The sequence below is a fragment of the Pseudomonas sp. Q2-TVG4-2 genome, from assembly GCF_013620795.1.
GTDB lineage: Bacteria > Pseudomonadota > Gammaproteobacteria > Pseudomonadales > Pseudomonadaceae > Stutzerimonas.
The window spans coordinates 321,320-346,419 of record NZ_LGLW01000006.1; the positions used below are offsets into that span (position 1 = coordinate 321,320).

Here is a 25,100-nt window from a genome sequence, read left to right on the forward strand (position 1 = left end):
TTTTTTTGGTTTCGAAAAAGCGCGCTGACCTCTGCATCCCCATATTTGGTGATTGGCTTACCGACTGCTGGCACAATGCCTGCTTCCTCGCGTCTACGCCGGAGCCGCCGTGTCTCGTCTGAGCGCACGCTTGTTCAGCCATTTCTATACGCCGTTGGCATTGTTGCTCGGTGGACTGGCGGCCGCCCGACAGCCGAGTCTCAACGAGTTCTTCACCTCACTTTTCAATGTACTGCCGACTGTTCTGCTGCTAGTCGGCGGGGCGTTCTGCATCGCCTACGCGCGGATTCGCGAGGCCTGCCTGCTGGCGGTGACCTACCTGAGCTATTTCTTGCTTGATACCCAGGTCGATCATTACCGTCTCACCGGCACGCTGTTGCCTGAGGCAGCGCTGACCTTTCATCTCTGCTGCCTGCTGTTGCCAGCGCTGTACGGGCTGTATGCGCTGTGGCACGAGCGTACGCACTTGCTGCAGGACGGGCTGGCGCGTCTGGCGGTGTTGTTTGCGGTCGCGGTGCCAGCCTTCGCCCTGGCGCGGCGGTTCCCCGAGGCGACGCTCGACTGGCTGGCAGAGATCCGCTGGCCGTTCCTGCAGGCGGACTGGCTGCCGCTGATCCAGCTGGCCTATCCGGTGTTTGTGGTTGCGCTGCTGGGGCTGTTCATCCAGTACCTGCGGCGTCCGCGACCGGTACACGCCGCGAAGCTGGTGGTCCTGGCCGGCCTGTTGCTGATGCTGCCGCAAGTGTTTAGCCGTCCGGGTGCGCTCAATGTGTTGAGCAGCGTGATGATGCTGGCCCTGGTGGTGTCGATTGCGCAGGAGGCCTACCAAATGGCCTTCCGTGATGAGCTGACGGGTCTTCCTGGACGCCGAGCACTCAACGAGCGCTTGCAGCGGCTGGGTCGGCATTACGTCATTGCCATGGCCGACGTGGATCGCTTCAAGGCGTTCAACGACACTTACGGTCACGACGTCGGCGACCAGGTGCTGCGGCTGGTGGCGAGCCGGTTGCGCAAGATTGGTGGCGGTGGGCGTGCCTACCGTTACGGCGGTGAAGAGTTCGCGCTGGTTTTCCCTGGACGCGATCTGCAGCACTGCCTGCCGTACCTGGAGGCGGTCCGGGGGGCGATTGAAAGCTATCCCCTGCAGCTGCGCGACAAAACCAGTCGGCCAAAAATTGCCGAACAGGGTCGGCAGCATCGCGGTGCCGGTGCCGCTGGCACAGTATCGGTGACCATCAGTATCGGTGCTGCCGAGCGGCTGGCGACGCAGCGCACACCGGAAGAGGTCATCAAGACCGCGGATCAGGCGCTTTACAGCGCCAAGGGGGCGGGCCGTAACTGCGTCCGAGCGCATGGCGACAACCGTCGAGGTGCCGTGCGCGCAGAAAAGCAGACGACCAGCGCCTGATCCAGTTATGACGGCGCATTCATTGCCCGCAATGTGATTGTTGAAGAGTCCGATCTACCAGTAGCGTGCCTGCGATAACAATGCACCGCGCCGTTTACTGGAGAACCCTATGCCCGCTTACAAGGCCCCCTTGCGCGACATGCGCTTTCTGATCGATGAAGTGTTCGATTTTCACGGCAGTTACGCCGCTAACGGTGCTGACGACGCCACGCCGGACATGGTCAGTGCCATCCTCGAGGAGGGCGCCAAGTTCTGTGAACAGGTCCTCGCGCCGCTGAATCGCAGTGGCGACGAGGAGGGCTGTCATTTTGAAAACGGCGCGGTGACCACACCCAAGGGGTTCAAGGAAGCTTTCGCTCAGTACGCCGAAGGCGGCTGGATGGGCCTGGCCTCGGACCCGGCCTACGGCGGCCAGGGCCTGCCGCATTCCCTGGGACTGGTCATCGGGGAAATGGTCGGTTCGGCCAATACATCCTTTGGCATGTATCCAGGGCTGACCCACGGCGCGATGGCGGCGATCGGTGCCCACGGTACTGAACAACAGAAGCAGGCCTATCTGACGCGCATGACCGAAGGTCGCTGGACTGGAACCATGTGCCTGACCGAGCCGCACTGCGGAACGGACCTGGGCATCATCAAGACCCGCGCCGTGCCGCAGGCCGATGGCAGCTATACGATCAGCGGAACCAAGATTTTCATCTCCGCTGGCGAGCACGACATGAGCGAGAACATTGTGCATCTGGTGCTGGCCAAGCTGCCCGATGCGCCCGCTGGCACCAAGGGCATCTCCCTGTTTATCGTACCGAAGTTCATGCCCAACGCTGCGGGCGAAGCGGGCGAGCGTAATGGCGTCGTTTGTGGCTCCATCGAACACAAGATGGGAATCAAGGCCTCGGCCACCTGTGTGCTCAACTTCGACGGTGCTACCGGCTTTCTCGTCGGCGAGCCGAACAAGGGCCTGAACTGCATGTTCACCATGATGAATCACGCACGTCTCGGTACGGGCATGCAGGGGTTGTGCAATGGCGAGGCGAGTTTTCAGGGCGCAATCCAATATGCCAACGACCGTTTGCAGATGCGTTCGTTAACGGGTGCGAAATTTCCTGACAAGCCCGCCGATCCGATCATCGTGCACCCGGACGTGCGCCGCATGCTGCTGACGATGAAGGCGTTCAACGAAGGCAACCGCGCACTGGCCTACTTCACCGCGCAACTGCTCGATCAGACCCACAGCCCGGACGAAGCCAAGCGCCAGGAAGCCGAAGCGCTGCTCGCGTTCCTCACGCCCATCTGCAAGGCCTTCATGACCGACACGGGGCTCGAGGTCACCAACCTAGGCATGCAGGTGTTCGGCGGCCATGGCTATATCCGCGAATGGGGCATGGAACAACTGGTACGTGACTGCCGTATCGCGCCGATCTACGAAGGCACCAATGGGATTCAGGCGCTCGATCTGCTTGGGCGCAAGGTCCTGGGCAGCCAGGGCAAGCTGATGCTCGGCTTTACCAAACTGGTGCACAAGTTCTGCGAAGCCAACGCGCAACATCCTCAATTGCAGGGCCACGTAGGGCAATTGGCTGGCATCAACCGTGATCTAAGCGAGATCACCCAGCGGCTCGGCATGGCGGCGATGAAGAACCCGGACGAGGTCGGCGCGGCATCGGTTGATTACCTGATGTACTGCGGCTATCTAATTCTCGGCTACCTCTGGCTGCGCATGGCCGTGGTGGCGCAGGGCAAACTGGATGCTGCGAAAGGCGATGCGGCCTTTTATCAATCGAAGGTAACCACTGCCGAGTTCTACTTTGCACGGTTGCTGCCACGTACGGCGGGGCACAAGAGCGCCATTGAAGCCGGTAGCGCAAGCCTGATGAAGTTGGCGGCAGATCAATTCGCTTTCTAAGTCATCCGTCAGAACCGAGCCCGCCATGTGCGGGCCTTTTTATCGATTCGATGCCGGCTCTTGCCAGTCACCTGCGTGCTGTCAGGCATGACTATTTTGTCGAGATGAGAACCATTTGGTCATTTTAAGACGCTTCGGGCGCCGATTAGTCTTCAGTTAGACTCGCGAAACTGCTGCGGCCAACCGGCCAGGCGATACGTTTCTGCGAGGTCCTTTCCTATGGCTGACTACAAAGCGCCGTTGCGCGATATGCGATTCGTCCTGAACGAAGTCTTCGAAGCCTCGAAGCTCTGGCAGACGTTGCCAGCGCTGGCCGACGTTGTGGATGCCGAGACCGCTGAGGCCATCCTTGAGGAAGCGGGCAAGATCACCGCGAACTCCATCGCGCCGCTTAACCGCAGCGGTGACGAGGAAGGTTGTCGCTGGGTCGATGGCGCGGTCAGCACGCCGGCCGGCTATCCCGAGGCCTATCGCCTCTATGCCGAAGGCGGTTGGGTTGGCGTCGGCGGCGATCCGGCCTACGGCGGCATGGGCATGCCCAAGGCGATCTCGGCGCAGGTCGAGGAAATGATGAATTCCGCCAGCCTGGCGTTCGGCCTCTATCCGATGCTTACCTCTGGCGCCTGCCTGTCCATCTACGCCCACGCCAGCGAGGAGCTGAAACAGAAGTATCTGCCGAACATGTATGCCGGTATCTGGTCCGGCTCGATGTGCCTGACCGAGCCCCATGCCGGCACCGATCTGGGCATTATCCGCACCAAGGCTGAGCCCCAGGCCAATGGCACCTACAAGGTCAGCGGTACCAAGATCTTCATTACAGGTGGCGAGCACGATCTCACCGAAAACATTATCCATCTGGTACTGGCCAAGCTGCCCGATGCACCGGCCGGCTCGCGCGGCATTTCGCTGTTTCTGGTGCCCAAGGTCATGGTCAACGAAGACGGAAGCCTCGGTGAGCGCAACAGCGTGAGCTGCGGCTCGATCGAGCACAAGATGGGCATCCAGGCTTCAGCCACTTGCGTGATGAACTTCGACGGCGCCACCGGCTGGATGGTCGGCGAGCCGAACAAGGGCCTGGCCGCGATGTTCACCATGATGAATTACGAACGCCTGGGTGTCGGCATTCAGGGGTTGTCGACGGGTGAGCGCTCCTACCAGAGCGCCATCGAATACGCGCGTGAGCGTATCCAGAGTCGCGCCCCGACCGGTCCGGTATCACAGGACAAAGCTGCCGACCCGATCATCGTGCATCCCGATGTTCGTCGGATGTTGCTGACCATGAAGGCGTTGAACGAGGGCGGTCGCGCTTTCTCCAGCTACGTCGCCCTGCAGCTGGACATCGTCAAGTTCAGCGATGACGCCGGCGCCCGCCAGCGCGCCGAAGCGCAGGTAGCGCTGCTGACGCCGGTAGCCAAGGCCTTCCTCACCGATATGGGACTGGAGACCACGTTGCATGGCCAGCAGGTCTTCGGCGGCCACGGCTTCATTCGCGAGTGGGGGCAAGAGCAGCTGGTGCGTGACTGCCGCATCACTCAGATCTACGAGGGCACCAACGGTATCCAGGCGCTGGATCTTCTTGGTCGCAAGGTGGTGGGCAGCGGCGGTGAGCTTTACCAGGCGTTCGCTGATGAAATTCGGCGCTACTGCGCCGCAGCCGGCCCGGAGCTCGGGGAGTTCGTCACGCCGCTCCAGGCCGCGCTGGAGAACCTGGACGCGCTCACTGCCTTCGTCCTCGATAGTGCGAAGAACAACCCTAATGAGATTGGTGCGGCCTCGGTGGAGTATCTCCACGTGTTCGGTTACACCGCTTACGCCTATATGTGGGCGCGGATGGCGGGTGCTGCGATCGGCAAGGAAAGTGAGGAGGACTTCTACCTGAGCAAGCTCGGCACGGCGCGGTTCTACTTTGCACGGCTGCTGCCGCGTATTCATTCGCTGAGCGCATCGGTCCGCGCCGGCAGTAATTCCTTGTACCTCTTGGATGCCGCTCAATTCTGAACAGCTTAATCCGTAAAGGCATAATGAAATTAATGCGCCATGATGGGGAACAACGCGCCACTACTCCAGTCATAGATCTGCACCGTTTGTAGCCGATGGCTTACACGCTTAACCCATGGATGGGTTGCTTGTAAGCAAAAGCCTACAAACCGTGGTGCAAATTGCTACTACAGGTTTATCCGACCGGGCGGTAGTCTTTTGCCTTATGGACGCCGCGTAGGGAAGCGCATCGAAAAACACGGAAGCGTAGCGGAACGACGCCAGGAAGGCGCAAGTCATGGATGTCAGGATTCAGTCTGCAAAGGCCCCGCTTCGGCGGGGTTTTCTTTTTGCAAGTCGAAAACCGGCCGCCGTGCATTCGCATCGGCATGCCTCGCGCCTAGGCATTAATGCTCGGGCCAGCCTCAGGCTGGCATGCACACGCCAGTGCCGCCGAGCCCACAATAACCACCTGGATTCTTCGCCAGATACTGCTGATGGTAGGCCTCGGCGTAATAGAACGGTGGGGCTTCGGCAATTTCGGTGGTGATGCTACCTAGCCCGTGCCGGTTCAGTTCCGTCTGGAAACTTTCTTCGCTGAGGCGTGCCGCCTTAAGTTGGGCGGTATCGAAGCAGTAGATCGCCGAGCGATACTGGGTGCCGATGTCGTTGCCCTGGCGCATGCCCTGGGTCGGGTTGTGTGCCTCCCAGAACAGACTGAGCAATTCGTGGTAAGCGATTTGCTGCGGATCGAACACCACCAACACGGCTTCGGTATGTCCGGTGAGGCCGGAACAAACCTCCTCGTAGGTGGGGTTCGGCGTGTGACCACCGGCATAACCCACGGCAGTGGTCCAGACGCCGGGTTGCTCCCAGAACCGTCGCTCAGCCCCCCAGAAACAGCCCATGGCAAATACAGCTTGTTGCAGGTGAGCCGGGAAGGGGGGCTGCAGCGGGTTGCCGTTGACGAAATGAGCAGCGGGCACGGGAACCGCGGTGGCGCGTCCAGGCAGGGCTTGTCCCGCATCTGGGAGCGCCTGTTTGTGAACGAGAATTTGCGAGCGCAGGGTCATGATGGTCCTCGTGCCTGATGGTCGTATGGGCTGCTGGAAGCCTAGGCTACCAAGCGACTAAAACCAAAGCGCTTTACACGGATGATGTGCTGACGAAAGGTCAGAGCCAATTCCTGTAGCGGCGGAGCGAGTTGATCAGCTCTCGGCCGGGGATCGGCTTATCGAACAGGTAGCCTTGGCCAATATCGCAGCGTTGGTGGCGTAGAAAGGCCAGCTGTTCGGTGGTCTCGATGCCTTCGGCAACCACCTTGAGGTTGAGATTGCGAGCCATGGCGATCACGGCCGAAGTGATCTCGATATCGTCCTGGTTGCCCGGGATGTCCTTGATGAAGCTTCGGTCGATCTTGATTACATCGATCGGGAATTTCTTCAAGTAGCTCAGCGAGGAATAGCCGGTACCGAAGTCATCCATCGCCAATGTCACACCCAGCGCCTTTAAGCCGATCAGCTGTTGGCGGGTCTCCTCGGTGGCGTCGAGCAGCAGGCCTTCAGTCAGCTCCAGCTCCAGACAGCCAGGCGGTAGCCGTTCTTCGGAAAGAATGGCGGCGATCGAGCCGACAAGATTGGGATCGGAAAACTGTTTTGGCGACAGATTGATTGCGATCTGCGGTGCACCGATACCCAGCGAAGCGAGTTGTAACCCCATCCGGCACGCTTCGCGAGCCACCAATCTGCCAATAGGGATGATCAGCCCGGTTTCTTCGGCGACGCTGATGAACTGGTCTGGCTGAATCATGCCTTTTTCCGGATGATTCCAGCGCAGCAAGGCTTCCAGGCCCTGCAGGCGGCCGGTACGCAGACAAAGCTTGGGCTGGTAAAACACCTCAAGCTCGTTCTGCACCAGTGCGCGACGCAGGTTGTTCTCAACGAATAGCTTGTAGTTGGCTTCGGCGTGTAGGGCTTCGGTGAACACCTGAACCTGATTCTTGCCGTTGGCCTTGGCTTTGTGCAGCGCCTGCCCGGCGTGTTTCATCAGCGTCTCCGGGTCGCGGCCATGCAGGGGGGCACAGGCCAGGCCCAGGGAGCCGCTGACATTGATCAGCTGTTTGTCGACGAACAAGGGCTTGTCCAGGATGCGTAGCACCTGATTCGCCAAGTGCTGGCCTTCTTCCAAACCCATGTCGTCGAGCAGAAGGGCGAACTCGTTGCTGGCGAAGCGCGCCAGTACGGTGTCCCGCTTCAGGCTGTTACGCAGACGTCGCGCGAGACTGGCGAGCAGCTTGTCGCCAGTCTGGTGGCCGAGACTGTCATTGATGCGCTTGAAGTTATCGATGTCGACCAGCAGCAGGCACAGGTGCGGCGCCTGGTTGTTGGCGAAGCGCTCCTCGATGCTGCGGATGAAGAACGGGCGATTGCCGAGGCTGGTCAGGTTGTCGGTATAGGCCAGGCGCTCGATGCGCTGCTGCGCTAACTTGCTCTGAGTGATGTCCTCATAGATACCGATGTAGTGCGTCAGCTCGCCGCTCTCGCCGTAAACCTTGGAGATCGACAGCTGGCCCCAGTATGGTTCGAGATCCTTGCGTCGGCTTCGGAACTCGCCCTGCCAGCTGTTGTTCTCGGCCAGGCTGGACGAGGAGTCGAAAAGCAGCTGGCTGAGGCTGTTCAGCGTGGTCAGCTCGGTGAGGCGACGTCCACGGACTTCATCGGCAGAGTACTGAGTGATGGCCGTAAAGCTTGGGTTGACGTAATCGACAACGCCGTCTTTGTCGACGAGGAGGAAGGCGCTTGCGCTCTGCTCCACCGCCCGCTGGAACAGATGCAGGGTATGTGTGGCGCTGAGCCGTTGCTGGTTGGCCAGCACCTGTGCGTACTGATCTGCCAACTCCCCGGCGAAGGCCACCTCGTCTGCATGCCAGACGCGCGTGCTACCTGAATGCTCCAGGCAGAGCACGCCGATAACCTCACCGCCGACCCGGATGGTTGCATCCAGAGTGGATATGGTTTTCGGCATCTTGAACAAGCGGTCGGTCAGTTCTTGGGTGCGAGGGTCCCGTTGAATGTTGGACACATCGATGGCTCGGCCGCTGTGCAGCGATTCCATGTAGCGGGGGCAGGCAGATATGTCCAGTGCTGACGGGTATTCATGGCCGTCCTTGTCGCCTCGATAAGCAGCAACGGCCTCGAGTTGATTGCCGTTTAGGTGCCAGATGGCGGCTCGCGAAATGCCATAGGCTTCGCTCGCGGCCTGGGTGATCAGCTGCGCGGCCTCAAGCTGAGGGTTAGCGGAGCTGTAGCGATGCCGGGCCAGACGTACGATCAGACTCTGCTGTGTGCGTGATCGAATCAGATGTTCGAGATGCACATCGGTCGTTTGCTGATAGAAATCTGCCGACAGCGCTGGCACCGAGCCCGGTAACTGCTGTTGCGGCGCTGATCCTGAATGCGGCTCGATGATCAGGTAGCCCCGGAGCAATTCTCGACCATACTGTTGGCAAAGCTCGCCGATCTCCAGCAGATCCAGCACGCCGTTGGTCGAATGCAGGGAGTAACGGATCGAGTAGTGGCCCCGGATGGCCAGTTGTTCCTGAACGATGTCGTGCGTCTGCAGGCGTACCGCAGGCTCCATCAGGCTGGCATATGGCGAATCGATCAGCGAGCACAGCTCGTGAGCCGGTTGGCCGAGGTGGCGTTCGCAAGCGGGGTCCAGGTAAAGCAATGCCCAGCTGGATTCGTTCAGACGCTCGAAGCGCAGCATCCCGAGCCTGGAAGGCACTGGCAACTGCGTCACAACCTCGGTCGCCAGACGGCTGGCGGCATCGGTATGTATTTTCATCGAGCGGTTTGCTTCCAGTATGCTGCGGGAGCCGCTTCGCTAGCCGAGCTTACGGCGTTTTAGTGGCGAAGCGATGGCTAAATAATATTAGATACGGCAAGGGTGCATCATGCGACAGGGACTGACAAGCCGGCTTTCGAAGTTACTTCTGATCTCGTTTTTTCTAGGCTCCAGCTTACCGCTGCAGGCGGTTGAATCGAACACTCTGGATTCAGCCGAATCAGCCAGTTACCTGGCCGGGTTGAAGGCGCTCTACCTCACCTCGGATGAACAAAAGGCCCTGCTTTCCCATAGCAACGCCTTGCTGGAAACCCACGCGCTGAAGGCTGCTTATCAGGTCGGTCAGGCCAATCCGCAGGACCTGAGTTATCGTCTGAGCGTGGGCGCGCCAGGGGAGTTGCGGATCCGTGAAGAGCGACGCGATGCCACCGGCAACATCGCCGTGCGCAACCGCAGCCTTTCGGTATTCGGCATGGATCCCTACTTGCAATATCAATGCCCGCCGCAGGGCATCGTTTGCGTTTTTGCCAGCCCGGCGGGAGGTGATCCCTGGCTGACTATTCTGCGTGACCCCGAAGGCGCCGAAGCGCTGGCGAAGGCCTTGTCGTTCCTGTTTCGTAATCTGCAGAAAGGCTGAGACGAGCCGCGCCTGATGCCGGGGCTCGCATCTCAAAAAAAACCCGCCGGAAGGCGGGTTTTTTGTATCGCTCAATGAATCACAGCAGCATCGTGCGGATATCCGCCAGCAACTCGGACAGGCGCTTGGTGAAGCGCGCGGCCGCGGCGCCGTTGATGACGCGGTGGTCATAGGACAATGACAACGGCAGCATCAGTCGCGGCTGGAAGGCCTTGCCGTCCCATACCGGCTGCATGGCTGCCTTGGATACGCCGAGGATCGCCACCTCCGGTGCATTGACGATCGGCGTGAAGCCGGTGCCGCCAATATGACCGAGGCTGGAGATGGTGAAGCAGGCGCCCTGCATGGCATCCGGGGAAAGCTTCTTGGTGCGCGCCTTTTCGGCTAGCTCCGCCGCTTCCCCTGCCAGCTGCAGCAGGCTCTTCTGATCGACGTTGCGAATCACCGGGACCATGAGACCGTCCGGCGTGTCCACCGCAAAACCAATGTGCACATACTTCTTGCGAATCACCGCCTTGCCGCTCGGTGCGAGCGAGCTGTTGAATTCCGGCAGCTCCTTGAGCAGGTGTGCACAGGACTTGAGCAGCAGTGGCAGCACGGTCAGCTTGACGCCAGCTTTTTCCGCTATCGCCTTTTGCGAGACGCGGAAAGCCTCCAGCTCGGTGATGTCGGCCGACTCGAACTGCGTCACGTGCGGTACGTTGAGCCAGCTGCGATGCAGGTTGGCGGCGCCGACCTGCATCAGGCGGGTCATGGGCACTTCTTCGATTTCACCGAAGCGGCTGAAATCCACGGTCGGGATCGGCGGGATGCCCGCGCCACCCGCAGCGCCTTCGGTCGGTGCCTGCTTGGCCTTGCCCATCATGGTCTTGACGTAGGCCTGGACGTCTTCCTTGAGAATCCGCCCCTTCGGGCCAGTCCCCTGGACGTCGGCCAGTTCGACACCAAACTCGCGCGCGGTCATGCGTACCGCAGGGCCGGCATGTACCTTAGTGCCGGCCTTGCTTGGACCGCTGACCGCCGGGGCTGGAGTCGCGGCAGCCTTGGCTTCCGGTACGCCTTGTTTGTTCGGAGCGGCTGCCTGCTGCTGCGGAGCGGCTTCCTCTGGCTTGGCAACGGGCTTTTTCGCCGGCGCGGCGCCTTTGACCTTGAGGGTCAGGATCAGATCGCCGGTCTTGGCTTCATCGCCGACCTTGATCGACAGGGACTCCACGATACCGGCCTTGGGAGCCGGAATTTCCATGCTGGCCTTGTCCGATTCCAGCGTGATCAGCGATTGGTCCGCCTCGACGCTGTCACCGGCCTTGACCATCACTTCGATGACATTCGCGCTGCCGCTGGAGCCGATGTCCGGGATACGAACCTCTTCCACGGAATCGCCTGCGGCTTCGGCGGGCTCTTCCGCCGCTGGCTCGCTCAGTTGTTCCTTGGGCTCGCTCGCTGCCTGGTTTGCCGGGGCCTTGCTCGCTGCCGGCTTGCTTGGCGCTGCACCCTTGAGGACCAGGATCAGATCGCCGGTGCCGACTTCGTCGCCTACCTTGACCGAAATGCTTTCGACCACGCCCGCTGCAGGAGAGGGAATCTCCATGCTGGCCTTGTCGGACTCGAGCGTGATCAGCGGCTGCTCGGCAGCAATGGTATCGCCGGGCGTGACCGAGATTTCGAGCACGCTGGCTTTGCCGGAGGAGCCGATATCCGGCACCTTGATCTCCTGCGATTCGCCTTCCTCGGCCGAGGCTGAAGGATCATCATCGCCGGGCGGCGTGGACGCTTCGGCTTCGTCTGCGGGGCCGCCGGTAGCAGCGCCCGCTGGCTCGGCAGCGGCTTGTGCCGGTGCCTCTTCCTGGCCTTCCTCGCTTTCCAGCTCGAGCAGCTCATCGCCTTCTTTCAAACGATCGCCCAGCTTGACCTTCAGGCTTTTCACCACGCCCGCCTTGGGCGCTGGAATTTCCATGCTGGCCTTGTCGGACTCAAGCGTCAGAATGCTCTGGTCGGCTTCGATACGGTCGCCGACCTTGACGAACAATTCGATTACTTCACCCTCACCGCTGCCGATGTCGGGTACGCGTATGGTTTCACTCACAATAGGTTCTCCTGTGCGCACGCAGCATCAGCAATCCAGCGGATTGCGCTTCTCGGGGTCGATACCGAGCTCGGTAATGGCATCGGCCACGACCTTGCGTTCGATGGCGCCGCGATCGGCGAGTGCCTGCAGTGTGGCGACGGTGACCCAGCGACGGTCGACTTCGAAGAAGTCGCGCAACTTGGCGCGCGAGTCGCTACGACCGAAGCCGTCGGTGCCCAGCACCTGATACTCGCGGGACGGCACCCACTGACGGATTTGGTCGGCGAACAGCTTCATATAGTCGGTGGAGGCGATGACCGGGCCGTCGCGACCTTCCAGACACTGCTCGACATAGCTCTTGCGCCGCTCTTCGGTGGGGTGCAAGCGGTTCCAGTGATCGACTGCCAAGCCATCGCGACGCAGTTCGTTGAAGCTGGTAACGCTCCAGACGTCGGCACCCACGCCCATCTTGGCAAGGATATCCACCGCGGCGCGCACTTCACGCAGGATGGTGCCGGAGCCCAGCAGCTGTACGCGGTGCTTGAAGTCGCCTTTGGCTTCCTCGAGCAGGTACATGCCCTTGAGGATGCCGTCTTCGACGCCCTGCGGCATGGCCGGCTGCTGGTAGTTTTCGTTCATCACGGTGATGTAGTAGTAGACGCTTTTCTGCTGCTCCATCATCTCGTGCATGCCGTGATGCATGATCACTGCCAGCTCGTAGCCGTAGGTGGGGTCATAGCTGCGGCAGTTGGGGATGGTGCTGGCGAGGATGTGGCTGTGACCGTCCTCGTGCTGCAGGCCTTCACCGTTCAGCGTGGTGCGCCCGGCGGTACCGCCCAACAGGAAGCCGCGAGTCTGCGCATCACCGGCCGCCCAGGCCAGATCGCCGATACGCTGGAAGCCGAACATCGAGTAGAAGATGTAGACCGGCAGCATTGGCTGGTTGTAGTTGCTGTAGGCGGTGCCCGCCGCGATGAACGAGGAGAAGGCGCCGGCCTCGTTGAGACCTTCCTGCAGGATCTGGCCGTCCTTTTCTTCGCGGTAGTACATCACCTGATCGCGGTCGACCGGCTCGTACAGCTGCCCCACCGGGGAGTAGATACCGAGCTGGCGGAACATACCTTCCATGCCGAAGGTGCGTGCTTCGTCGGCGAGGATCGGCACGATGCGCTTGCCCAGATCCTTGTCCTTGACCAGCTGAGACAGGATGCGGCCGAACGCCATGGTGGTGGAGATCTCGCGATCGCCGGAACCGTCGAGGACTGCTTTGAGTGTTTCCAGCGGCGGCGTCGGGATGCTGAAGCTCTTCGGCCGGCGCTGCGGCAGATGACCGCCGAGCTTTTCACGGCACTTGCGCAGGTACTTCATCTCCGCGCTGTCTTCGGCCGGACGATAGAACGGCAGCTCTTCGAGTTGGGAGTCGTTGACTGGAATGTCGAAGCGGTCGCGGAATTTCTTCAGGCTGTCGATATCGACTTTCTTGGTGTTGTGGGCGATGTTCTTCGCCTCGCCAGCACCAGTGCCATAGCCCTTGATGGTCTTGGCCAGAATGACGGTCGGCTGGCCCTTGTGGTTGACGGCCTGGTGGTAGGCCGCATAGACCTTGTACGGATCGTGGCCGCCACGGTTGAGCTTCCAGACTTCCTCGTCGGACAGTTTCTCGACGCGCTTGAGCAGCTCAGGGTCAGCACCGAAGAAGTGTTTGCGCACGTAGGCGCCGTCTTTGGCCTTGTAGTTCTGGTATTCGCCGTCGATCGCCTCGTCCATGCGGCGCTGCATGCGACCGTCTTCGTCGACTGCGAACAGCGGATCCCACATGCGGCCCCAGATGACCTTGTTGACGTTCCAGTTGGCGCCTTTGAACACGCCTTCCAGCTCCTGGATGATCTTGCTGTTGCCGCGAACCGGGCCGTCGAGACGCTGCAAATTGCAGTTGATGACGAACACCAGGTTGTCGAGATTCTCACGGCCGGCCAGGGAGATCGCGCCGAGGGTTTCCGGCTCGTCGCACTCGCCGTCGCCGATGAAGCACCAGACGCGCTGCTTACCCTTCGGGATGAAGCCGCGGTTCTCCAGGTACTTCATGAAGCGCGCCTGGTAAATCGCGGTGATCGGGCCCAGACCCATGGAAACGGTCGGGAACTGCCAGAAGTCCGGCATCAGATGCGGGTGCGGATAGCTCGACAGGCCCTTGCCATCGACTTCCTGGCGGAAGTTGAGCATCTGGTCTTCGGTCAGTCGGCCTTCGAGGAAGGCGCGCGAGTAAATCCCCGGCGAGGCGTGGCCCTGATAGTAGATCAGGTCGCCGCCATGCTCCTCGGTAGGTGCCTGGAAGAAGTAGTTGAAACCGATGTCGTAGAGCGTCGCGCTGGAAGCGAAGGTGGAAATGTGCCCACCCAGGTCCGGGTCCTTCATGTTCGCGCGCATTACCATCGCGAGCGCGTTCCAGCGGACCAGGGAGCGAATGCGTCGCTCCATGAACAGGTCGCCGGGCATCTTGGCTTCACGGGTAACGGGGATGGTGTTGCGGTACGGCGTGGTGATGCCGTAAGGCAGTGGCGTGCCGCTACGGGTGGCCAGTTCCCCCATCCGGGTCATCAGATAGTGGGCGCGGTCTTCGCCTTCGCGGTCGAGTACTGACTCGAGGGCGTCCAGCCATTCCTGGGTTTCGACGGGATCGAGATCTTGCATGGCTTGCTCCAGGGCGGAAAGGCTTCCAGAATCGGTTGCCTGCTTCGCGGCCGGCTTTGTGGGCCGGGGCGTATATGTTCTTGGATGTTGGGCCGGGGGTAGAGCCGGGCTCTGTAGTTTTACTACAAAACAGCGGCCAATTCAGCCCCCTCTGACATACTTTCGTAGTAAAACTACAATATCGGTGGTTCTATCTGGCTGGCTAACCCGCGCGCTAACGGCTCTAGCCCGGCGCTTCCGCTGTCCTGCTGCCGGCTAAGGCGTTAAGGAACTTTCTATGAGTTTGCCATCACGGGTTGCATTGCCGACATCGCTACTGCCATTGGTCAACCGTGCCGAGGAGTCGTTCCTGCGTTCGTTGCGCGACTCGTCGGAGCAGGCGCTCAGACGCTTTGATACATGGCCTGCTGCCCGCCGCGACGCATTCGGCCGAGTCTGTGCGGCCAGCGACTTCGTCACCGAACAGGTTAGCCGAGATCCGGAAATGCTGCTGCATCTGGCCGAGTCGGGGCTGCTGGAGCGCTCGTTGAAGGCTGGAGAAATGCGTGCGGCGCTTGCCGACGTGCTCGCCGATTGTACAGACGAGGACAATCTGGCGAGCCTGCTAAGGCGTTTCCGCAACCGCCAGCAAGTGCGGATCATCTGGCGAGACCTGGCCCGCCAGGCGGACCTTGCCGAAACCTGCGGCGATCTGTCCGATCTGGCGGATGCCTGTATCGACCTGGCGTATCAGTGGCTGTACTCGCGGCACTGCGATCAGTTCGGCGTCCCGACCGGCCGGCGCACTGGTAAGGCGCAGCAGATGGTGGTTCTCGGCATGGGCAAGCTGGGCGCGCGCGAACTCAATTTGTCTTCGGATATCGATCTGATCTTCGGCTACCCCGAGGGCGGCGAGACCGTCGGGGCGAAGCGTTCGCTGGATAATCAGGAATTCTTCGTTCGCCTCGGCCAGCGGCTAATCAAGGCGCTCGATGCGCCGACCGTCGACGGTTTCGTATTTCGTGTGGACATGCGCTTGCGGCCCTATGGGTCGTCCGGCTCGCTGGTGTTGAGCTTCAACGCGCTCGAGCAGTATTACCAGGATCAGGGGCGCGACTGGGAGCGCTACGCGATGATCAAGGCGCGTGTGGTGGCTGGCGACCAGACGGCTGGCAAGGAGCTACTGGATATGCTGCGGCCATTCGTTTATCGGCGCTACCTCGACTTCTCGGCCATCGATGCGCTGCGCACCATGAAGCAGCTGATCCAGCAGGAAGTGCGACGCAAGGGTATGGCGGCCAACATCAAGCTGGGCGCCGGGGGCATCCGTGAAGTGGAATTCATCGCCCAAGCCTTCCAGTTAATCCACGGTGGGCGCGATCTGAGTTTGCAGCAGCGGCCCCTGTTAAAGGTGCTGGCAACGCTGGCCGGGCAGGGCTATCTGCCGCCGGCTGCCGTCGAGGAGCTGCGCGAGGGCTATGAGTTCCTGCGCTACACCGAGCATGCGTTACAGGCCATCGATGACCGCCAGACACAGATGCTGCCGGATAGCCAGATCGATTGCGATCGTGTCGCCTTCATGCTCGGGTTCGACAGCTGGGAGGTGTTCCATGAGCGCCTGTTGTATTGGCGTGGGCGGATCGACTGGCATTTTCGCCAGGTAATCGCCGATCCCGACGAAGATGAATATACCGAAGGCGAGGCGTTGGTCGGAGGTGAGTGGCTGCCCTTGTGGGAGCAGGACTGGGACGAGGAGTTCGCCTGCCGCCAGCTGAGCGATGCGGGGTTCCGTGACGGTTCGGCCGCCTGTCAGCGCCTCGCCGCGCTGCGTAGCGGGAACCAGGTGCGAACCATGCAGCGCCTCGGGCGGGAGCGGCTAGACGCCTTCATTCCTCGTTTGCTGGCCCAGGCAGTCGAACAGGATGATCCCGATCTGGTGTTGGAGCGGGTCCTGCCGCTGATTGAAGCAGTGGCGCGGCGTTCGGCCTATCTGGTCCTGCTGACGGAAAACCCCGGTGCGCTGCAGCGATTGCTGGAGCTTTGCGCAGGCAGCCCCTGGATTGCCGAACAGATCGCACGCTTCCCGCTGTTGCTCGATGAGCTGCTCAACGCTGGGCGGCTATTCAGCCCGCCTCAGGCGCCGGAGCTCGCGGCCGAATTACGTGAACGCCTAGCGCGGATTCCCGAAGACGATCTCGAACAGCAGATGGAGGCGCTGCGGCATTTCAAGCTGGCGCACCGGCTGCGCGTGGCGGCTTCGGAAATTGCCGGGACCTTGCCGCTGATGAAGGTCAGCGATTACCTCACCTGGCTTGCCGAAGCGATCCTCGAACAAGTGCTGGCGCTGGCCTGGCGGCACACCGTCGCTCGTCATGGCCAGCCGCAGCGCGTTGGCGGAGCGCTTTGTGATCCGGCGTTCATCATCGTCGGCTATGGCAAAGTCGGAGGTATCGAGCTCGGTCACGGCTCCGATCTGGATCTGGTATTCATCCACGACGGCGATGCCAATGCCGAGACCGACGGAGTCAAGCCCATCGATGGCGCGCAGTTCTTCACTCGCTTGGGGCAGCGCATCATTCACTTGCTAACCACCCAGACCACCTCCGGCCAACTTTACGAAGTCGACATGCGACTGCGCCCCTCCGGAGCGTCCGGGCTGTTGGTCAGTTCGCTGAGTGCCTTCGATCGCTACCAGAGCCAGGAGGCCTGGACCTGGGAACACCAGGCGTTGGTGCGCGCACGTGTGCTGGTGGGCTGCCCGCAGCTGTCGGCGGATTTCGAGAAGGTGCGGGCCGTTGTGCTGGGGCGTCCGCGCGATCTCGAGCAGCTGCGACGAGAGGTCACCGAGATGCGTGCGAAGATGCGCGACAACCTTGGCACCCGCACAACGCAGGCGGGCCTCGCTGACAAGGCATTCGAGGCGGAAGGCGAGTTCAATCTCAAGCAGGATGCCGGTGGTATCGTGGATATCGAATTTATGGTGCAATACGCGGCTTTGGCGTGGTCGCACCAGCATCCGCAACTGCTGCGCTATACCGATAACATCCGCATTCTCGATGGGTTGGAGCAGGCCGGGTTGATGACCGGCGAAGAGGTTCGGCTGCTGCAGGATGCCTACAAGGCATACCGTGCTGTTGCTCACCGGCAATCACTGCAAAAACTGCCCGGCGTGGTGAGTGGGGATCAATTTCATGACGAGCGTCGCGCGGTGATGCGAATCTGGCGTGAGCTGGGGCTCAGCTGATCTCGTCTGCAAACAGAGCTTTTATCGAATTCCGAGGTGGCAACAATGTCGATGGCCGATCGTGATGGCGTGATCTGGTATGACGGTGAGTTGGTACAGTGGCGCGACGCGACCACCCATGTGCTGACCCACACCCTGCATTACGGCATGGGCGTTTTCGAAGGTGTGCGCGCATATAACACACCGGCTGGTACGGCGATCTTCCGCCTGCAGGCGCATACCGATCGTCTGTTCGACTCGGCGCATATCATGAACATGCAGATGCCGTACTCGAAGGAAGAAATCAACGAGGCGACTCGTGCCGCCGTGCGCGAAAACAACCTGGAAAGCGCCTACATCCGCCCGATGGTCTTCTACGGATCCGAAGGCATGGGCCTGCGTGCCAGCGGCTTGAAGGTACATGTCATCGTCGCCGCCTGGCACTGGGGCGCCTACATGGGTGATGAAGCGCTGGAGCTGGGCATCAAGGTGCGTACCAGCTCCTTTACCCGTCACCACGTCAACATCAGCATGACCCGCGCCAAATCCAACGGCGCCTACATCAATTCCATGCTGGCCCTGCAGGAAGCCATTTCCGGCGGCGCCGACGAGGCATTGATGCTGGATCCGGAAGGCTACGTGGCCGAGGGCTCGGGCGAAAATATCTTCATCATCAAGGACGGCGTGATCTACACCCCGGAAGTCACCGCCTGCCTCAACGGTATCACCCGCAGCACCGTACTGACCCTGGCCGACGAGCTGGGTATCAAGGTGGTCGAGAAGCGCATCACCCGCGACGAGGTCTATATCGCCGACGAAGCCTTCTTCACCGGCACCGCCGCGGAAGTCACCCCGATTCGTGAAGTCGATGGGCGCAACATCGGCATCGGTCGCCGCGGTCCGGTCACCGAGCGCATCCAGAAGGCCTATTTCGATCTGGTGTCCGGCAAGACCGAAGGCCATGCCGAATGGCGGACGCTGGTCAAATAAGTCACTGGCTGGAAGCCAGAAGCTGGAAGACCGAACCTTCCAGTGCCCGCTTCCAGCTTCAGGCTTCGAACTTATGAATATTCTGATTGTGGGTCCTAGCTGGGTCGGCGACATGGTGATGGCGCAGACGCTGTTCGTCTGCCTGAAACAGCGCCACCCGGACTGCCAGATCGACGTACTGGCGCCGGAGTGGAGTCGGCCGATTCTCGAGCGTATGCCGGAAGTGCGCCAGGCGCTGAGTTTTCCGGTAGGCCACGGTGTGCTCGACATGGCGACCCGACGCACCATCGCCCAGAGGCTGCGTGGCCAGTATGAACAGGCGATCCTGCTGCCGAACTCTCTGAAGTCGGCGCTGGTACCGTTCTTTGCCGGGATTCCCAAGCGTACTGGCTGGCGCGGCGAGATGCGTTTCGGCCTGCTCAACGACATGCGCAAGCTCGACAAACAGCGCTATCCATTGATGATCGAACGCTTCATGGCGCTGGCTTTCGAGCCAGGCGCTGAGCTGCCCACACCCTATCCGAGGCCGTCGCTGCGCATCGACGCCGAGAGTCGCGATGCGGCGTTGGCGCGCTTTGCGCTGAGCGTGGATCGGCCCGTCCTTGCCCTTTGCCCGGGTGCTGAATTCGGCGAATCCAAGCGCTGGCCGGCCGAGCATTTCGCGAAGGTCGCCGAAGCGAAGATCCGCGAAGGCTGGCAGGTCTGGCTGTTCGGCTCGAAGAATGATCATGCCGTGGGCGAGACTATCCGCCAGCGGTTGATCCCTGGGTTGCGCGAAGAGGCACTCAACCTGGCGGGCGAAACCAGCCTGGCCGAAGCGATCGATCTGCTGTCCTGCGCTGAAGCCGTGGTCTCGAACGACTCCGGCCTGATGCACGTGGCCGCCGCGCTAGGCCGCCCGCTGGTATCGGTTTATGGTTCTACCTCGCCGGCTTTCACCCCGCCACTATCCGAGCAGGTCGAGGTCGTGCGCCTGGGCCTCGATTGCAGTCCGTGCTTCGAGCGAACCTGTCGTTTCGGCCACAACAATTGCATGCGCGAACTTGAGCCGCGTTCGGTCATCGAGGCGCTGGATCGCCTGCTTCCGCAATCGATCGAGGTGCGCTGAGTGAGGGTGTTGCTGATCAAGACATCCTCGCTGGGCGATGTGGTGCATACGCTTCCGGCTCTGACCGACGCGCAGCGCGCAATGCCCGGCATACAGTTCGATTGGGTCGTCGAGGAGGGCTTCGCCGAGATTCCCGCTTGGCATTCGGCCGTGGCGCAGGTGATCCCCGTGGCAATTCGCCGCTGGCGCAAGCATCCCTTGCAAACGCTCTACTCGGGTGAATGGCGTCGTTTCAAGGCGCGTCTGCGCGAGGCACGCTATGACCTGGTGATCGATGCGCAGGGCCTGCTCAAAAGTGCCTGGCTGACCCGTTACGTCAATGCCTCGGTCGCCGGGCTGGATCGGGATTCGGCTCGCGAGCCGCTGGCGTCGCGCTTCTATGATCGCCGCTACGCTGTGCCGCGCGATCAGCACGCGCTGGAGCGGGTGCGGCAGTTGTTTGCGCAGTCGCTCGGTTATCCGCTTCCCAGCTTGAGCGCCGACTACGGCCTGGATCGCCGCTTGCTGGCGACGCCCAATGAACAGCCCTATCTGTTGTTTCTGCATGGCACCACCTGGCCGAGCAAGCATTGGCCGGAACAGTATTGGCGCGAGCTCGCCGAGCGCATGAGCGAGTTCGGCTGGGCGATCCGCTTGCCTTGGGGCAATGCGGACGAAAAAGCACGCGCCGAGCGCATTGCGAAGGGCCTGGGCGGCGTGTCGGTGTTGCCCCGGCTGAATCTCGGTGGTATTGCCAAAGTCGTCGCGGGCGCGCGCGCATGCGTTGCGGTGGACACCGGCCTCGGGCATCTGGCAGCGGCACTGGATGTGCCTGGCATCTCGCTTTACGGTCCGACCCTGCCCGGTCGTGTTGGCGCGTATGGACGCTCGCAAGTACATCTGTGCGCAAGTGGCCCGAACGCCGGCAAGGGCGATCGTCATAAACCCTGCTTCGACGACCTGCCGCCCGAGCGCGTCGCCAGCGAACTCAAGGCCCTGTTGCGGTCATCGGAGACACACTGATGCAGCTGGCCTTCATTCTGTATAAATACTTCCCCTTCGGTGGGCTGCAGCGCGACTTCATGCGCATCGCGCTGGAGTGTCAGCGGCGCGGGCATGCCGTCCGCGTCTACACAATGATATGGGACGGGGAGATCCCGGAAGGGTTTGAGGTGCTGATCGCACCGGTCAAGGCTGTCTTCAATCACACCCGTAACGAGCGCTTCACGGCCTGGGTCGAGCAGGACCTGGCGAAGCGCCCGGTCAGCCGGGTGATCGGCTTCAATAAGATGCCGGGGCTGGACGTTTACTATGCGGCCGATCCCTGTTTCGAAGACAAAGCACAAACCCTGCGCAATCCGATCTACCGGCGCTGGGGCCGTTACAAGCATTTCGCCGAGTACGAACGCGCGGTGTTCGAGCCGCAGTCGAAGACCGAAATTCTGATGATCTCCGAGGTGCAGCAGCCACTGTTCATCAAGCATTACGGGACACCGGCCGAGCGTTTCCACCTGCTACCGCCGGGGATTGCTCAGGATCGTCGCGCGCCATCCAATGCTGCTGCTATAAGGGCCGAGTTCCGCCGAGAATTCAAGCTTGGGGACGACGACCTGCTGCTGGTGCAGATCGGTTCCGGTTTCAAGACCAAGGGGCTGGATCGCAGCTTGAAGGCGCTCGCTTCGCTGCCACTGACATTGAAGAAGCGCACGCGCTTGTTCGTCATTGGTCAGGACGACCCCAAGCCCTTCCAGCTACAGGCCCGGAACCTCGGGATTTCCGCTCAGGTGATGTTCCTCCAGGGACGCAACGATGTTCCGCGCTTTTTGCTTGGGGCCGACCTGCTGATTCATCCCGCCTACAACGAGAACACCGGTACCGTGCTGTTGGAAGCGCTAGTTGCCGGGCTGCCGGTACTGGTCACCGATGTCTGCGGTTATGCCCATTACATCGCTGATGCCGATTGCGGGCGCGTAGTGCCCAGCCCATTCGAGCAGAGCCGGCTTGATCGTCTTTTGGCCGAAATGCTGGTCGACGATGAGCAGCGCCGGCACTGGGCAATAAATGCGTTGGCCTACGCAGACAGCGCTGACTTGTACAGCATGCCCCAGCGCGCGGCGGACGTGATTCTGGCGGAGCGACCATGAAATTGATTCTGGCGGAGCCCTTCAAGTCGCTGTGGGCCGATCGGGATGCCTTTGAGGCGGTCGAGCAGCTGCAGGGGCAGGTATATCGGGAGCTGGAGGGTCGCCGTACGCTCAGAACAGAGGTCGAGGGGCGCGGCTACTTCGTCAAGATCCATCGTGGCATCGGCTGGCGCGAAATCTTCAAGAATATCGGCACAGCCAAGGCGCCGGTTCTCGGTGCCGGCCAGGAATGGCGGGCGATCCTGCGCTTGCACGAGGTCGGTGTGCCGACCATGACCGCTGTGGCGTACGGCGCGCGCGGCAGCAACCCGGCGACGCAGCATTCGTTCATTATCACCGAAGAACTGGCGCCCACCATCAGTCTTGAAGATTTCTCAATGAACTGGCGTGAACAGCCGCCACCGCCATCGCTCAAGCGCGCGCTGATCGCAGAAGTCGCCCGCATGGCCGGCACCATGCACCGCGCCGGAGTCAACCATCGCGATTTTTACATTTGCCATTTCCTGTTGCATACCGACAAGCCGGTGAAGGCGAACGATTTCCGCCTGTCGCTGATCGATCTCCACCGCGCTCAGACCCGCAACCAGACGCCAAGGCGCTGGCGCGACAAGGACCTGGCCGCACTGTATTTCTCTGCGCTGGATATTGGCCTGGCCCGCCGCGACAAGCTGCGTTTTTTGCGGCTGTATTTCCAGCGGCCGCTGCGGGAAGTCTTGCGTGACGAGGCTTCTTTATTGGCCTGGCTGCAGCGCAAAGCCGAAAAACTGCAAAGCCGTTTCCAGCGTAAGTACGCGCCAGGTGCACAGAAGTGAGCCGTTGGCGAATCGTCGGCGAAGTCAACGCCGACGCGGCACGTGCATTTGCCAGTTTGGAGGTGGTTTTCGCGCTGAGTGGAGAGCAGATTACCCGTGACCCTCTGTCCGAAGTGCTTCGTGTCAGCGTTGGCGGTCAGCGTTTTTACGTGAAGCGCTACTGGGCGGCCGGAAAAGGCGTGCGACGTTTTATCGGGCGCTCACGGGTCGAAGCCGAGTGGCAAAACCTTCAGCATTTTCACGACTGGGGGATTGCCGTTGCGCCGCTGGCTGCCTGGGGGCTGGAGCGACGAGCGGGGCTTTTTCGGCGTGGGGCCTTGATCACCCTGGAAGTACCCGGAACCACTGACATGGCGGCCATGGCCCTCGTTGGTGATGCGCGTCTGGCGGACCCGCATTGGGTTCGCCACGTCAGCGAGCAGTTGGCTAATGCAGCGCGGACACTTCACGAGCACAACTTTGCGCACAACGATCTGAAATGGCGCAACCTGCTGGTTAACGAAGCAGAAAAGCTGTTCTTGATCGATTGCCCGTCCGGCGACTTCTGGTGGGGGCCGTTTTTACGGCATCGGGTGGTCAAGGATCTGGCCTGCCTGGACAAGGTGGCGAGATACACATTGTCTCGTACCCAGCGGCTGCGTTTCTTCCTGCTCTACAGGCGGCGGGCGCGGATCGGCGTCGGTGACAAGGCGTTGATCCGAAAAATACTGACTTATTTCGAGGGGCGCGAGTGAAGGGTTTCATTTCGCTGGGAGCCTGCGCGCCGCATCGCATATGTCTGTCGAGAACGAGGATGCTTGCGTGAAGCTTGATCAGCTACGCCTGGCCGGGCGAACTCCTGCGTTGCCGCTGAGCATTGCGCTGGGTACCGAAGACTTGCATGTCGAGCAGTGGCTACGGGTATTACCTGGGCAGCGCTACGTAGCGCGAGCCCAGTGGCGCGGAAGTCCTGTGCTGGCCAAGCTTATGGTCGGCGAGCGCGCGCGCCGCCATTTCGAGCGCGAGCTTACGGGTGCGCAACTGCTCGCCGCGCAGCAGCTGACCACGCCGGGGCTGCTGGATAAGGGCTTCGACGAAAAGGGTGGTGGCTGGCTGCTGTTCGAGTTTCTGAATGGGGCGCAGAGCCTGCACCACGCTTGGCTTGGCGTGGCCCGGCAGGTGCCGTTGAGCGCTGACCAACAGAACGTGCTCGGCATTGCGCTGGCGGAAATCGCGAAGTTGCACGCCCAAGGGCTCTGGCAGAGCGACCTGCATCTGGACAATTTGATGCGCCACGATCAGCGGCTCTATCTTATCGACGGTGGCGGGGTTCGTGCCGAGGAGCCCGGCCAGCCGTTGTCTAGGGAGCGCGTGCTGGAGAATCTGGCGCTTTTCTTCGCTCAGCTCCCTGCGGTGCTGGAGCCCTTCATCGAAGAGCTGCTGGTGAACTACCTGTTGGTCAACAACGCGCATGCACTTCCGCTCGAGGCCCTCCTCGATAAAGTGCATGCGGCGCGGTATCAGCGGCTTGCCAGCTACCTCAAGAAGGTCGGCCGTGATTGCACGGCGTTCAGCGTGCGCCGCGATAGCTCCGGCCTGGTCGCCTTGCGCCGCGAATGCGAGGCGCAGCTGCGCGAAGTGCTAAGCGACCTGGATGGTCACGTCATCGCAGGCGTGCCGCTCAAGCAGGGCGGTAGTGCCACGGTTGCACGTGTGGATACCCAGGGCCAAGCATTGGTTATCAAGCGCTACAACATCAAGGGCGTGGTGCACTGGCTCAAGCGCTTCTGGCGTCCGTCTCGTGCCTGGCACAGCTGGGTCGAAGCGCATCGTCTGGAGGTTCTGGGCATCGCTACGCCGCAACCGCTGGCCATGGTTGAGGTGCGTCGGCTCGGCCTCCGTGGGCGCAGCTATCTGATTACCGGCTATGTGGATGGGCAGGATATAATCACGCGTTTCGCCCCTTACGTGGATGGTGTGCCCCCCGAACAGGAGTTGCTGGCGCTGGAGCAGCTGTTCGCTGCGCTGATTCGCGAGCACATCAGTCATGGCGACCTGAAAGGTACCAATATGCTATGGCTGGACGGTAGCTGGGCACTGATCGACCTGGATGCGCTGCAGCAGCATCGCAGCATCGCTCGATTCAATCAGGCCTTTGCCAAGGATCGTGAGCGTTTGCTGCGCAACTGGCCTGTCGACAGCGCTCTGTATCGTTTGCTGGACCAACGTTTACCGAAAGGCAGCTTGAAGCAGGACGCTTAAAGCTGGGACAGAAGCCCGCAGGCTACTTACTACAACACGCTATTGCTTCAAGCTTCCGGCTTTAAGCTCCAAGCTGCTTTCTCAAGAGGCTTTATAC

Annotated in this window: 16 protein-coding genes; 12 read left to right on the forward strand and 4 right to left on the reverse strand. The window is 61.2% G+C overall.

Features of this window, described 5'->3' with window-relative positions; genetic code table 11:
- The first annotated feature begins 109 nt into the window (after nt 1-109).
- The 3 genes from H3028_RS14815 (at nt 110) to H3028_RS14825 (ending at nt 5,309) form a co-directional block, all read left to right on the forward strand.
- Entirely contained in the window at nt 110-1,408 is a 1,299-nt protein-coding gene (locus tag H3028_RS14815) for a GGDEF domain-containing protein (RefSeq protein ID WP_181297906.1), read from the forward strand.
- A 109-nt stretch (nt 1,409-1,517) separates the two neighbouring features.
- Complete coding sequence (locus H3028_RS14820) at nt 1,518-3,311, forward strand: acyl-CoA dehydrogenase C-terminal domain-containing protein (RefSeq protein ID WP_181297908.1); 1,794 nt, start codon at nt 1,518-1,520, stop codon at nt 3,309-3,311.
- Nucleotides 3,312-3,530: 219 nt separating this feature from the next.
- Nucleotides 3,531-5,309, forward strand: coding sequence for an acyl-CoA dehydrogenase C-terminal domain-containing protein (locus H3028_RS14825; protein WP_181297910.1), 1,779 nt, complete (start codon nt 3,531-3,533; stop codon nt 5,307-5,309).
- A 404-nt stretch (nt 5,310-5,713) separates the two neighbouring features.
- Here H3028_RS14825 and msrA read toward each other — a convergent pair whose 3' ends face one another.
- Complete coding sequence (msrA, locus tag H3028_RS14830; protein WP_181297912.1) at nt 5,714-6,361, reverse strand: peptide-methionine (S)-S-oxide reductase MsrA; 648 nt, start codon at nt 6,359-6,361, stop codon at nt 5,714-5,716.
- 100 nt (nt 6,362-6,461) lie between these two features.
- Entirely contained in the window at nt 6,462-9,134 is a 2,673-nt protein-coding gene (locus tag H3028_RS14835; RefSeq protein WP_181297914.1) for a bifunctional diguanylate cyclase/phosphodiesterase, read from the reverse strand.
- Nucleotides 9,135-9,243: 109 nt separating this feature from the next.
- On the opposite strand from H3028_RS14835, the gene H3028_RS14840 reads away from it, so the two are divergent.
- Complete coding sequence (locus H3028_RS14840) at nt 9,244-9,771, forward strand: hypothetical protein (protein WP_181297916.1); 528 nt, start codon at nt 9,244-9,246, stop codon at nt 9,769-9,771.
- Nucleotides 9,772-9,850: 79 nt separating this feature from the next.
- Here H3028_RS14840 and aceF read toward each other — a convergent pair whose 3' ends face one another.
- Entirely contained in the window at nt 9,851-11,854 is a 2,004-nt protein-coding gene (gene aceF / locus H3028_RS14845; protein ID WP_181297918.1) for a dihydrolipoyllysine-residue acetyltransferase, read from the reverse strand.
- 27 nt (nt 11,855-11,881) lie between these two features.
- Nucleotides 11,882-14,527, reverse strand: coding sequence for a pyruvate dehydrogenase (acetyl-transferring), homodimeric type (gene aceE, locus H3028_RS14850; protein ID WP_181297920.1), 2,646 nt, complete (start codon nt 14,525-14,527; stop codon nt 11,882-11,884).
- Between the two features lie 277 nt (nt 14,528-14,804).
- Here aceE and glnE point away from each other — a divergent pair, with 277 nt between their 5' ends.
- The 8 genes from glnE (at nt 14,805) to H3028_RS14890 (ending at nt 25,003) form a co-directional block, all read left to right on the forward strand.
- Nucleotides 14,805-17,750, forward strand: a complete 2,946-nt coding sequence (gene glnE, locus H3028_RS14855) for a bifunctional [glutamate--ammonia ligase]-adenylyl-L-tyrosine phosphorylase/[glutamate--ammonia-ligase] adenylyltransferase (RefSeq protein WP_181297921.1) — start codon at nt 14,805-14,807, stop codon at nt 17,748-17,750.
- 45 nt (nt 17,751-17,795) lie between these two features.
- Nucleotides 17,796-18,719, forward strand: a complete 924-nt coding sequence (gene ilvE / locus H3028_RS14860; protein ID WP_181297923.1) for a branched-chain-amino-acid transaminase — start codon at nt 17,796-17,798, stop codon at nt 18,717-18,719.
- A gap of 73 nt (nt 18,720-18,792) precedes the next feature.
- Entirely contained in the window at nt 18,793-19,827 is a 1,035-nt protein-coding gene (waaF, locus tag H3028_RS14865; RefSeq protein WP_181297926.1) for a lipopolysaccharide heptosyltransferase II, read from the forward strand.
- Entirely contained in the window at nt 19,828-20,829 is a 1,002-nt protein-coding gene (waaC, locus tag H3028_RS14870) for a lipopolysaccharide heptosyltransferase I (RefSeq protein ID WP_181297927.1), read from the forward strand.
- A complete protein-coding gene (locus tag H3028_RS14875; RefSeq protein WP_181297929.1) occupies nt 20,829-21,950 on the forward strand; it encodes a glycosyltransferase family 4 protein in 1,122 nt (373 codons plus the stop codon). Before waaC ends, H3028_RS14875 begins: the two co-directional genes overlap by 1 nt.
- Nucleotides 21,947-22,762, forward strand: a complete 816-nt coding sequence (gene rfaP / locus H3028_RS14880; protein WP_181297931.1) for a lipopolysaccharide core heptose(I) kinase RfaP — start codon at nt 21,947-21,949, stop codon at nt 22,760-22,762. The genes H3028_RS14875 and rfaP overlap by 4 nt, the downstream gene beginning before the upstream one ends.
- Nucleotides 22,759-23,496: a lipopolysaccharide kinase InaA family protein gene (locus H3028_RS14885; protein WP_181297933.1), complete on the forward strand. Its 738-nt coding sequence runs from the start codon at nt 22,759-22,761 to the stop codon at nt 23,494-23,496. Before rfaP ends, H3028_RS14885 begins: the two co-directional genes overlap by 4 nt.
- Before the next feature lie 67 nt (nt 23,497-23,563).
- Nucleotides 23,564-25,003: a lipopolysaccharide kinase InaA family protein gene (locus tag H3028_RS14890; protein ID WP_181297935.1), complete on the forward strand. Its 1,440-nt coding sequence runs from the start codon at nt 23,564-23,566 to the stop codon at nt 25,001-25,003.
- The last annotated feature ends 97 nt before the right edge of the window (nt 25,004-25,100 follow it).

Bases quoted from the DNA above. Each gene is read 5' to 3' on its own strand.
- waaF (WP_181297926.1), top strand. From the start codon at position 18,793: ATGAATATTCTGATTGTGGGTCCTAGCTGGGTCGGCGACATGGTGATG.
- H3028_RS14875 (WP_181297929.1), top strand. From the start codon at position 20,829: ATGCAGCTGGCCTTCATTCTGTATAAATACTTCCCCTTCGGTGGGCTG.
- H3028_RS14835 (WP_181297914.1), bottom strand. From the start codon at position 9,134: ATGAAAATACATACCGATGCCGCCAGCCGTCTGGCGACCGAGGTTGTG.
- H3028_RS14820 (WP_181297908.1), top strand. From the start codon at position 1,518: ATGCCCGCTTACAAGGCCCCCTTGCGCGACATGCGCTTTCTGATCGAT.
- rfaP (WP_181297931.1), top strand. From the start codon at position 21,947: ATGAAATTGATTCTGGCGGAGCCCTTCAAGTCGCTGTGGGCCGATCGG.
- glnE (WP_181297921.1), top strand. From the start codon at position 14,805: ATGAGTTTGCCATCACGGGTTGCATTGCCGACATCGCTACTGCCATTG.
- H3028_RS14840 (WP_181297916.1), top strand. From the start codon at position 9,244: ATGCGACAGGGACTGACAAGCCGGCTTTCGAAGTTACTTCTGATCTCG.
- H3028_RS14825 (WP_181297910.1), top strand. From the start codon at position 3,531: ATGGCTGACTACAAAGCGCCGTTGCGCGATATGCGATTCGTCCTGAAC.
- ilvE (WP_181297923.1), top strand. From the start codon at position 17,796: ATGTCGATGGCCGATCGTGATGGCGTGATCTGGTATGACGGTGAGTTG.
- aceE (WP_181297920.1), bottom strand. From the start codon at position 14,527: ATGCAAGATCTCGATCCCGTCGAAACCCAGGAATGGCTGGACGCCCTC.
- msrA (WP_181297912.1), bottom strand. From the start codon at position 6,361: ATGACCCTGCGCTCGCAAATTCTCGTTCACAAACAGGCGCTCCCAGAT.